Below are 3,600 nucleotides of genomic sequence, written 5' to 3' on the forward strand. Positions count from 1 at the left end.
AACCATCTGACATTTAGATACTAAATATCAACTTATGTTATAATCTATTGAAAATCAAATTTTTGAAAGAAAAACCGATGAAAAAAATAGTAATCGACCCCATCACCAGAATCGAAGGACATTTAAGAGCTGAGATTGAAGTTGATGAGAATAATATCGTAAAAGAAGCCTATGTAAGTGGCTCTCTGTTTCGTGGTATTGAGATAATACTGAAAGATAGAGACCCAAGAGATGCAGGGTTACTCGCTGGTAGAATCTGTGGGGTCTGTACCAATTCACATTTTAGAGGGGCTGTGAGTGCTGTGGAGGATGCTTATGGTTTGGAGGTGCCTAAAAATGCTGAGATTATCAGAGATTTGATAGCTATGGCACTTTTTATACAAGACCATGTGGTGCATTTTTATCATCTTCACTCTTTGGATTTTGTAGATGTGACCAGTGCCTTGGAAGCTGACCCAAAACTGGCGACCAAAGAGGCACATAAGTATGCTAAACAGCCATTTAGAAATTCTCATGCACACTATGAAGCAGTAATTATAAAACTTCAAACTTTTGTCAATGCAGGAAGACTGGGACCTTTTAGCAATGGATATTGGGGGCATAAAGATTACAGGCTCACTCCTGAACAGAATTTAATTATGATTTCTCACTATCTTGAAGCATTGAAGTTTCAAACCAATATTAGTAAAGCTGTTGCGATATTTGGGGGTAAGACTCCACATCCTCAGACCATTGTAGTGGGTGGGGTTACTTCTGTGGCTGATATGCTTAATCCTCAACGATTGAATGACTACTTGTTTACCATAAAAGAGGCGAAAGATTTTATCGACCGTGCTTATCTGCCTGATATGAAACTGATTGCTCATGCCTATAGAGGTGAGATAAAAGCAGGTCTGGGACGAGCCAATGGTAATTTTATGTGTGCAGGTGGTTATGAGTTTGAAGATGAACAACAACTCTTTTGTAATGGCATTATCTATAATCATGAGTTTGAAAAGATAGAAGATTTTGATGAATCTAAGATAACAGAAGAGATTGATAGAGCTTGGTATAGAGTTCGTGGGGAGGAGGCAGAGCCATTTTATACCGATTTAAATGAAGATGGAACGCTGAAAACAGCACAAAACGAGGATAAATACTCTTGGATAAAAGCACCACGATACAGTGGGAAAACGATGGAGACAGGACCTTTGGCACGGGTGCTTATCAGTTATAAAAGAGAGAACCGACTTATAAAATCGTTTGTAGATGAGTTTTTGGAAGAGACTGATTTAGAGCTGATTGACCTCTCTTCAACCATAGGGAGAAACTGTGCAAGGGCTATTGAGACAGGCTACATCTGTGAATATATCTTTAAATTGGTCTCAAGACTGATTCAAAATGTCAAATATTATGATACCGATACATGGACAAAATATGATTTTGAGACCCTGCCAAAAGAGACCAAAGGGAGAGTCTTTTTAGAAGTACCAAGGGGTATGTTGTCTCATTTTGTGAATATCAAAGAGCAGAAAATCAAAAACTTTTCAGTTATCGCCCCCACCACTTGGAATGCCACCCCTAAAAACTTTGATGGAAAAAGAGGTGCTTACGAAGAGGCATTAATCGGTCTAAAGATAGAAGATACCTCCAAACCCCTTGAAGTGATAAAAGTATTGCACTCTTTTGACCCTTGCTTGGCTTGTGCTGTTCATGTGATAGACAGCAAAGGAAAAGAGCTTGGTTCTTACAAAATCAAGAGTCTGTAAAGAGCATGAAAAATATCGTGATTGGACTGGGCAATATTCTCTTTTATGATGATGGGATAGGGGTTTTTACAGCTCTCTATTTAGAGAAAAATTTTATATTTGAACCATCTCTAACCATCATCGACGGTGGAACACTTGGGATTGGATTGATTGACTATTTTGCTGAGTATGATAATGTTTTTATTATTGATACCATCTCTGTAGATGATGAGGCAGGTTCTATCTATGTTTTGCCTTCTGATGAACTGTTGGGATTAAGTGGACAGAAAAACACTGCCCATGAGGTAGAGGTGGTTGATATGTTACAGAGAGCCATGTTGTTGGATAAGAGAGCAGAGGTGACTATATTTAGCATTATTCCTCAAAATATTGAAAAGATAGAAATTGGATTGAGTAAAGTTTTAGAGGATAAATTTGAGCTGTTTATTGCTATAATTATTGAAAAATTAGATATTAAAGTGATGAGAAAAGAGAAGCAGATTACTCTTAGTAATCTGCTAGAGAAGTTTAGATAAAGGAAAAAAGATGTGCAAAGATTGTGGCTGTAGCGTAACCGACCATACCCATAAAGAGAATATGAAAAATATTCACTCAAACCCACAACTGAATGATAAAAAAGCCATCAGTGTCATCAGTAAAATTTTAGAGAAAAATGACCATGAAGCAGGTCACAATAGAAGCCATTTTGAAAAACATAAAGTATTGGCTATTAATCTCATGAGTAGCCCAGGAGCTGGAAAAACAGCACTACTTGAAAAGTTTGCTGATTTGGCTAAGTTTAAATTTGGCGTAATTGAGGGAGATTTAGAGACTTCAAAAGATGCCGACAGACTGAAAGCCAAAGGAGTACCTGCTTTTCAGATAGAGACAGGAACAGCATGTCATCTGGATGCTTTTATGGTGCATAAAGGACTACACGCCATGCCTTTGGAAGAGATGGATGTCTGTTTTGTGGAGAATGTAGGAAACTTGGTCTGCCCAGCCTCTTATGATGTGGGAACGCACCTGAATATCGTGTTAATAAGTATTCCAGAGGGGAATGATAAGATTGCCAAATATCCTGTGATGTTTCGTAAGGCTGATTTGATACTTATTACGAAAATGGATTTGCTTCCATATATTGATTATGATGTTGAGGCTGAGAAAAGAGAAGCTCTAAGAATTAAACCTGATGTTGATATTTTGGAGGTTAGTATTCGGAATGATGCATCTGTGATGAGGGTTATTGAGTGGGTGGAGAAAAGGATTGGGGAGGATAGAATCAATAGCAATGAATCAAGCTTTTTTTGAACCAAATAGTTCGGGTGTAAACACGCCGATTCCAAAAATGCAGATTGCATATAAGGAAACGATGGCTTCATCCTCGCTAATTCATTGGTATTGACCTATAGTCTAAGACATCATCAGACTCGGATGCAACCTTAAAACACTAATCTAGTAATTCATACTTTTTCAAAAGAAATGGATATCAGTTGGATTTATAAAGCAAAACAAAGTATAATAGATTAATTCTATAATAAAGAGGGAATATGAAAAAACCACTACTTCTCACAACGACTATAGCTATACTACTTACAGGGTGTGTACCATCTACACTTCAACAAAGTAATCTGAATGCATCAGGTGAACAAAAATCATTACGATTTACAACAAATGAATCGACATTCATTGCAAAACTAAAACCCAACATATCTAAAGATGGACGAAATGAGTTTATTGATGAGTTTATCTTGAAATCTGATGTACAGTGTCAACAGTATCTTAACAACCCTGAAAAAGATAAGAAAAAAAATAAAAATGAAGATGAGTTATATATGAATATTGCTCATACTGTCAGTACAGTTTTGGGTCT

The 3,600-nt window shown here is 36.9% G+C and carries 4 protein-coding genes; all 4 read left to right on the top strand.

Annotation, left to right across the window (positions count from 1 at the left end):
- The first annotated feature begins 77 nt into the window (after positions 1–77).
- Complete coding sequence (locus tag GSY74_RS08725) at positions 78–1,748, top strand: nickel-dependent hydrogenase large subunit (RefSeq protein WP_164664720.1); 1,671 nt, start codon at positions 78–80, stop codon at positions 1,746–1,748.
- 5 nt (positions 1,749–1,753) lie between these two features.
- Positions 1,754–2,263 carry a hydrogenase maturation protease gene (locus GSY74_RS08730; RefSeq protein ID WP_164664721.1) on the top strand — a complete coding sequence of 170 codons (510 nt, stop codon included), beginning with the start codon at positions 1,754–1,756 and terminating at the stop codon, positions 2,261–2,263.
- Between the two features lie 61 nt (positions 2,264–2,324).
- Entirely contained in the window at positions 2,325–3,038 is a 714-nt protein-coding gene (hypB, locus tag GSY74_RS08735) for a hydrogenase nickel incorporation protein HypB (RefSeq protein ID WP_370518794.1), read from the top strand.
- A 239-nt stretch (positions 3,039–3,277) separates the two neighbouring features.
- Positions 3,278–3,600, top strand: a 323-nt coding sequence (locus GSY74_RS08740; RefSeq protein WP_164664723.1) for a hypothetical protein, incomplete at its 3' end; no start/stop codon positions are given.

Origin of the sequence: Sulfurovum sp. bin170, assembly GCF_010892395.1 — a bacterium.
GTDB lineage: Bacteria > Campylobacterota > Campylobacteria > Campylobacterales > Sulfurovaceae > UBA1140.

Excerpts from the sequence above, each read along its gene's own strand:
- GSY74_RS08725 (WP_164664720.1), top strand. The coding sequence starts at position 78 with ATGAAAAAAATAGTAATCGACCCCATCACCAGAATCGAAGGACATTTA.
- GSY74_RS08730 (WP_164664721.1), top strand. The coding sequence starts at position 1,754 with ATGAAAAATATCGTGATTGGACTGGGCAATATTCTCTTTTATGATGAT.
- hypB (WP_370518794.1), top strand. The coding sequence starts at position 2,325 with ATGAAAAATATTCACTCAAACCCACAACTGAATGATAAAAAAGCCATC.